The 6809-nt window shown below is 75.4% G+C and carries 6 protein-coding genes and 1 pseudogene; 3 read left to right on the forward strand and 4 right to left on the reverse strand.

What is annotated here, in order from left to right; all coding sequences use genetic code 11:
- The 3 genes and pseudogenes from DEF28_RS24770 to DEF28_RS24780 form a co-directional block, all read right to left on the reverse strand.
- A pseudogene (locus DEF28_RS24770) lies at positions 1–451 on the reverse strand (hypothetical protein); the annotation flags it as partial.
- 200 nt (positions 452–651) lie between these two features.
- Positions 652–2055: a sensor histidine kinase gene (locus DEF28_RS24775; protein ID WP_114400503.1), complete on the reverse strand. Its 1404-nt coding sequence runs from the start codon at positions 2053–2055 to the stop codon at positions 652–654.
- Entirely contained in the window at positions 2056–2784 is a 729-nt protein-coding gene (locus DEF28_RS24780) for a response regulator transcription factor (RefSeq protein WP_114400504.1), read from the reverse strand. It abuts the gene before it with no gap.
- A 708-nt stretch (positions 2785–3492) separates the two neighbouring features.
- On the opposite strand from DEF28_RS24780, the gene DEF28_RS24785 reads away from it, so the two are divergent.
- Both DEF28_RS24785 and DEF28_RS24790 read left to right on the forward strand, forming a co-directional pair.
- Entirely contained in the window at positions 3493–4281 is a 789-nt protein-coding gene (locus DEF28_RS24785; RefSeq protein WP_114400505.1) for an exodeoxyribonuclease III, read from the forward strand.
- Between the two features lie 93 nt (positions 4282–4374).
- A complete protein-coding gene (locus DEF28_RS24790) occupies positions 4375–5310 on the forward strand; it encodes a ribokinase (RefSeq protein ID WP_114400506.1) in 936 nt (311 codons plus the stop codon).
- A gap of 98 nt (positions 5311–5408) precedes the next feature.
- Here DEF28_RS24790 and DEF28_RS24795 read toward each other — a convergent pair whose 3' ends face one another.
- Positions 5409–6023: a YceI family protein gene (locus DEF28_RS24795; RefSeq protein WP_114400507.1), complete on the reverse strand. Its 615-nt coding sequence runs from the start codon at positions 6021–6023 to the stop codon at positions 5409–5411.
- 407 nt (positions 6024–6430) lie between these two features.
- On the opposite strand from DEF28_RS24795, the gene DEF28_RS24800 reads away from it, so the two are divergent.
- The coding region (locus DEF28_RS24800) for a hypothetical protein (RefSeq protein WP_199493508.1) at positions 6431–6809 on the forward strand (379 nt) is incomplete at its 3' end.

A 6809-nucleotide genomic window follows, 5' to 3' on the forward strand; every position in this document is an offset into this window, starting at 1 on the left:
CGCCCGTGGTGGTGGCGGACCCGGTGCGCGCCGGCTCGGCGTCGGGCGGTGCGGGGCTCGCGGCCGGGGACGGCTCGGCCGACGCGCTGGGCGACGGCGAGGGGGCGGGCTGCCGCTCGGTCGTCGAGGAGGTGAGCTGGTCCGGCCGCTCCTCGGCGCCGCGGACGCTCCCGCCGACCACCAGGGCACCGTAGCCGAGGCCGCAGGCGAGCAGCCCGCCGGCCAGTGCGAGGGCGGCCCGCCGCCGGCGGCCGGCCGTGCCCCTGCCGGGGCCCGGCGGGATCTCGGCGCCGCGCGGCACGTCGCGGGAGACCGGTGGTTCCGGTGCCGAGGGGGCGTCGGGACCGCTGGGGGCGGCCGACGCGTCGGTGCTGTCGGTGCTCGGGGGCGAGGTATCCTGCTCCGCGGCGTCCCCGGAGGAGGACGCACCGGCCGGGGGATGGGACTGCACGAGGGTCTCCTCGTCGAGAGAGAGGCCACGGCTGGGCCGGCCCGGCCGAGGGGCGGGCGAAGCGGCGGGTGGCCGAGAGGGACGCCCGAATACTAGTCGCGGTCACGCGTGTCAAACAACCGCCGCGGCGGGGGTTCCGGCGTTCGTCCGGTTGACGGGGCACCCGCCGGACGGCCGTCCGCGCAGGCGGTGCGGCCGGATCAGGGCGGTGCCGCCCGCAGGGGAATCCGGACGCGGACCCGGACTCCGTCGCGCGGACGGGACGTCAGCAGCACGTCACCGCCGTGGGCGGTCGCGATCGCCTGCACGATGGCCAGCCCGAGTCCGCTTCCGCCGCCCGGCTCCCGGGTGCCCCGGTAGAACCGGTCGAAGGCGCGCCGCACGTCCTCGGCCGCCATCCCGGGTCCCTCGTCGGCGACCTCCAGCACCGCCATCCCGTCCGCCGCGGCCAGCCGCACCTGGACCGGCGTCTGCTTCGGCGTGTGCTCACGGACGTTGCCGAGCAGGTTCGCGAGCACCTGCCGGAACCGTGTCTCGTCCACCTCGGCCGCCAGGCCGTCGGGGATGGCCAGCGTGATCGGCCGCTCCGGCTCCAGCGCCCGGGCGTCGGCCACCATGTCCCGCACCATGAGTGCGAGGTCGCCGGTCCCCAGCTGCAGTGAGCCGGTCCGGTCCAGCCGGGCCAGCTCCAGCAGCTCGGCCACCAGCCGGCTCATCCGCTCGGCCTCGTTCTCGATGCGCCGCATCGCCTCGGGCAGCTCCTCCGGCGGGATGGCCCCCTGGCGGTACAGCTCGGCGTAGCCGCGGATGGTGGTGAGCGGCGTGCGCAGCTCGTGCGAGGCGTCGGCGGCGAACTCCCGCACCCGCTCCTCCGAGGCCCGCTGCGCGCGGAAGGACTGCTCGATCCGCCCGAGCATCGTGTTGATCGCCATGCCGAGCCGCCCCACCTCGCTGTAGGGCTCGGCGTCCGGCATCCGGTCGGCGAGGTCGGAGCCGGTGCTGATCTGGTTGGCGGTGGTCGCCATGCGGTCCAGCGGCGCCAGCCCGCGGACGATCAGCCAGCGTCCGGCCCAGGTGAGGCCGGCGAGCAGCAGCCCCGCGGTGATCAGCTGGGTGAGCACCAGCTGCCACGGGTACGTCGCGCGGTCCTCGGTGGGGACGCCGCTGACCATGACCGCGTCCGCCCGCAGCCGGACGGTGGCCCGGTGCGGGGGGACGGCCGGCTCCCGGCCGTCCAGCTCGAAGATGCGCTCGTCCCGGCCGTACCCGCGCAGCTCGTCCAGCGGGATCGACGCGATCCGCTCCAGCACGACGTCCTCGCGGAGCGTGTCGCCGTAGATCTGGTTGACCTCGCCGGTGTCGGGGTTGAGCAGCACCACGAAGTACGGCGACGGGCTGGGGGCGTCCATGCCGACCGGCGGCGTCCCGTTGTCCAGCCGCGCCATGGCCCGCTCGGCGGTCAGCACCAGCTGGGCGTCCAGGCGCTCGGTGATGAAGGCGCGCAGCGTGAGGAACCCCACCACGCAGGTGACCAGCAGGCCGACCGCGGTGACGCCGAGCAGCCCGAGCAGCAGCCGGGAGCGCAGCGGTCTGCCGGGGGCCATCTAGGCCGGATCCTGCGCGCGCAGCGCGTAGCCGACGCCGCGCTGGGTGTGGATCAGCGGCGGGCCGAGCGGGTCGAGCTTGCGGCGCAGGTAGCTGACGTAGGTCTCGACGATCTGGGACTGGCCGGCGTAGTCCCAGCCCCACACGTTCTCCAGCAGCTGGGCGCGGGTGAGGACCTGGCCGGCGTTGTTCATGAGGTAGGCGAGCAGCCGGAACTCGGTCGGCGACAGCTCCAGGGGCTCCCCGGCCCGGCGGACCGTCCAGCTGCGCTCGTCCAGCTCCAGGTCGGCGAAGCGCAGCACGCCGTCCTCCTCGCCGTCCGCGGGGGCCGCGGCGGCCTCGTGCCGGCGGGCCCGGCGGAGCAGGGCGCGGATCCGGGCGACGAGCGCCTCCACCGAGAACGGCTTGGTGACGTAGTCGTCACCGCCGAGCGACAGGCCGGTGACGGTGTCGGACGGGGTGTCGCGGGCGGTGAGGTAGATGACCGGGACATTGTCGCCGCCCTCCCGGAGCTGGCGGCACACGTCGAACCCGCTGATGTCGGGCAGCAGGACGTCGAGCACGATCAGATCCGGCCGGTGGGAGCGGGCGGCGGCCAGGCCCTCGCTGCCGCTGCGCGCGGTGCTCACGCCGAACCCGTGGAAGCGCAGCGCCGCCTGCACGAGATCCCGGATGTTGGGCTCGTCGTCGATCACGAGCACGTGGGGCGGCGTCGCGGTCTCCGTCATCGATTCACCTCGCGGGGTCGGGGGCGGGCCTGTGCTGCGGTGGCGGCGTCGGCCCGCGGTCCGGTCCTGGGGTGTGCCGGAGCGGCGGCTGCCTGCTCACGGAATGCGCCTCCCCGCACGTCCCAGGCCCATGATGCCGCAGGCGGCGGGCCGCACCGGCGTGTTCGGCGCACCGGAGTCCGCGGCCGGGGTGCCCCGAAGGCCGGCGGGGACGCCGGCGCGCCCCGGCCGCCGTCCCCGCGCGGTGGCGCCGCGCGCCCGGCACGCACACCCGCCGGACGCCCCGGGCGGTCGGACGGAGCCCGGGGGCGGCGCCGCGGCGCGGTCCGCGGGAGTGGTTTCGGACCCGGCGGACCTGCGCGGTCCAGGAAACCCGGAAATCCTGGGATGTCGCCCGGTAACGGCTGGGAAATCGCTGGGACCACTCGCGCCGGACCGGGCGGGGGCGCTCTCCCGCGGCGAACGGCCGCCGTCTCCGCCGGCGGCTCGGGCGGCCCGCACGGCGGCGATGATGCGGTGAATTTGGGGAAAAACGTGTGAACCGCGGGTCAGGTGTGGTCATCTAACGGAAGCGACCAGGACGGCCGACACGTGCCGTGAGTCGTGTCCGGGCCCTTGGCGTGGAGGACGGCCGCGCCAAGGGCTCCCGGAGACACCCGGGACCGGAACCGTCGCCACCGCACGGCGCGGGCGGTTAGCCTGGCGGATGTGCGAATAGCGACGTGGAACGTGAACAGCGTCCGGGCCCGCGGCGACCGGATCGCGGCCTGGCTGGAACGCGCCGATGTCGACGTCGTCGCGATCCAGGAGACCAAGTGCAGGGACGACCAGTTCCCGGAGTCGGTGTTCGCCGGCCTCGGCTACGAGGTCGCCCACCACGGGCTGTCGCAGTGGAACGGCGTCGCCATCGCCTCGCGGGTGGGGCTCACCGACGTCGAGACCGGCTTCCCCGGCCAGCCGGGGTGGGGTGAGCCCGTCGTCGAGGAAGCGCGCGCCATCGGCGCCACCTGCGGCGGTGTGCGGGTGTGGAGCCTCTACGTGCCCAACGGCCGGGAGATCGACGATCCGCACTACGTGTACAAGCTGGAGTGGCTGGAGCAGCTGCGCACGGCCGGCCGGGACTGGCTCGCCGCCGACCCCGGCGCGCAGATCGCGCTGTGCGGCGACTGGAACGTGGCGCCGGAGGACGGCGACGTCTGGGACATGGCCGAGTTCGAGGGCAAGACGCACGTGACCAAACCGGAGCGCGACGCGTTCCGCGCCGTGGTCGAGGCCGGCTTCACCGACGTCGTCCGCCCGCACGCGCCGGGCCCCGGGGTGTACACCTACTGGGACTACAAGGCGCTGTCCTTCCCCAAGCGCAAGGGCATGCGCATCGACTTCGTGCTCGCGTCCCCGGCGCTCGCGGCCCGGGTGGGCGGGGCGCGGATCGACCGGGAGGAGCGCAAGGGCAAGGGCGCCTCCGACCACGCGCCGGTCATCGTCGAACTCGCGTAGTCCGGGCCGCTACCAGCCGCGACGGGGCCCGCTGGCACCCGGCGGCCCTGGGGCGGCGGCCGGGCGGCCCCGGCCCCGGATAACGTACTCCACGTGACTCCAGCATCGGCACCGCGGATCGCGGTCTTCGGCAGCATCAACATGGACCTCGTCGCCTACGTCGACGCCGCGCCGGCCAGCGGCGAGACCGTCACCGGCACCGAGTTCCGCCAGATCCCCGGCGGCAAGGGGGCGAACCAGGCGCTCGCCGCGGCACGCGCCGGCGGAGACGTCGTGTTCCTCGGGGCCGTGGGGGACGACGCGTTCGGCACCCAGTTGCGGACCACCCTGGTGGAGAGCGGGATCGAGGTGTCCGGCCTGCGGCTGGCGAACGGCGCCTCCGGGGTCGCGCACATCGTCGTGGAGGGCGACGGCGCCAACTCCATCATCGTCATCCCGGGCGCCAACGGCACCGTCACCGGGCTGGAAGAGGACGACGTGCCGCTGCTGGAGGGCAGTGCCGCGCTCCTGCTCCAGCTGGAACTGCCGATGAAGGGGGTCATCGCCGCGGCCCGCGCCGGACGGGCCGCCGGGGTGCCGACCGTCCTCACGCCGGCCCCCGCCCCGCAGCCGCTCGGGCCGGCCTCGGCGCCACCGCTTCCGGACGAACTCCTCGGCAACATCGACCTGCTGGTGCCCAACCAGCACGAGGCCGCCGCGCTCACCGGCCACCGGGACCCCGAGGAGGCCCTGGCCGCGCTGCTGGAGCGGGTGCCCGAGGTGCTCATCACCCTGGGCGAGGCCGGATCGCTCTACGGCAGCCGGGGATCCGCTCCGGTGCGGGTGCCGGCCCGCCAGGTCGCGGCGGTGGACACCACCGCGGCGGGCGACACCTTCTGCGGCGCCTTCGTGGTCGCCCGGGCCGAGGGGCGCGATCCCGAGCAGGCGTCGCGCTTCGCCGCCGCGGCGGCGTCGCTGGCCGTCCAGCGGCACGGCGCGAGTACGTCGATGCCGACCCGTGCGGAGATCGACGAGGTCCTGGCGGGCTGACCGCCCCGGCCGCTCCCGGCCGCGGCCCCGCTGGCGCGCGGGCCGGCGGGGCGCCGCGCCGGCGGGCGTCCTCCGCCGGCCGGCTCCGGGTGCCCGGATCAGGCGTGCCCGATCTCGCGGAGGAACGGCTCGGGATCCAGGTTCTGCAGCCGGACCTCCAGCACCACGTCCACGGTGTCGCCGACGAGCCGTCCGCCCCACGGCAGCGCGCCGCCGTCGCCGACGCCGAAGTCGCCGAGCCGGATCTCGGTGTTGGCGGCGAAGAAGTGCCCGTACCCCTCGCCCGGGTTCACGTAGTCGGGGGCCTCGCCGACCCACCGCCCGTCCAGGGTGACCGGCCGGGTGGTGCCGTGGAGCGTCAGCTCCCCGTGCAGGAGGAACGCGCCCGGCCCGCGCCGGGCCGGCTCGATGCCGGTGCTCACGAAGCGCAGCTGCGGGTGGCGCTCCACGTCCAGGAAGTCCGCCGAGCGCAGGTGGTTGTCGCGCGCGGCGACGCCGGTGTTGAGGCTGGCCGCCCGGATCGTCACGTCGACCTTGGAATCCGTCGGGTCCTCGGTCACCATCGCCACGCCCCGGGCGTCGCCGAAGGTCCCCTGCACCCGCCCGAACCGCAGGTAGCGGGCGACGAAGATCAGGCTGGAGTGCAGCGGGTCGAGGTACCAGGTGCCCGGGGCGGGGCCTCGGGCACCCTCGTTCTCCACGGCAGATTGCATGTCGCTTTTCTCCTCGTCTGGTCGCCTCGCCACACTAATGTCCTGTGGCGGTGGTGCCGCCTGACCTCGCAGGAGTGGCCGATCTCGGCAACGGCCGGATGCGGCCGCCGCGGCTGATCCCCCGGCCCGCCGCTGGCAGGGTTCCGGGCGGGGGAGCTTCGGCGCCAGGGCCGGACGGCCCCCGGCGCGGTGTCGGCTTTGTCACATCGGCGGCCGCGGATCGCCGCCGCAGGCGGTGGTGTGTGCTCGCTGGACCGTCGATGCTGCCGAATCGTGGCAAATCAGGCAAATTGGGAGAATTGCCTATCTATCGTGCTAGAAGGCAAACGTGTCGCGCCTCGCCACCGTCCCGCACCCCGCGCCGGGGCCGGTGGCGCAGGCCCTCTCCTGGGACGGGACGACGAGGTATGACTGGTGATCCACACGCGGGCCCCCTGACCCGGAGCGCCCGCCGCCGACTGGCGCGGCGCCGCAGACGCCTGCGGCTGGCCGCCGGAGCGCTGGCCGGCGGGCTGGCGGCCGCGGCCGCCGTCGTCGTGGCGCTGAACGCGGGCGGCAGCCCCGCGCAGGTCCGGGTGGACGACGCCACGCCGGACTCGCAGTGGTCCGGGACCGGCTCCACCGGCCCCCGGCCGTCCAGCGGCCCGAGGCTGACGGCCGAACCCTCCACCCGGGCGAGCGCGGGACTCGCGCCGTCGCCGGCCGACTCCGGCGCCACGGCCGACCCCGGCCGATCCGGTGCGAACGACGACGACCCCGGTCCCGCCCGCACCGGCGATCCGGCAC

This window comes from Marinitenerispora sediminis, from assembly GCF_003336425.1.
GTDB classification, from domain to species: domain Bacteria; phylum Actinomycetota; class Actinomycetes; order Streptosporangiales; family Streptosporangiaceae; genus Marinitenerispora; species Marinitenerispora sediminis.

Bases quoted from the DNA above. Each gene is read 5' to 3' on its own strand.
- DEF28_RS24775 (WP_114400503.1), bottom strand. From the start codon at position 2,055: ATGGCCCCCGGCAGACCGCTGCGCTCCCGGCTGCTGCTCGGGCTGCTC.
- DEF28_RS24780 (WP_114400504.1), bottom strand. From the start codon at position 2,784: ATGACGGAGACCGCGACGCCGCCCCACGTGCTCGTGATCGACGACGAG.
- DEF28_RS24795 (WP_114400507.1), bottom strand. From the start codon at position 6,023: ATGCAATCTGCCGTGGAGAACGAGGGTGCCCGAGGCCCCGCCCCGGGC.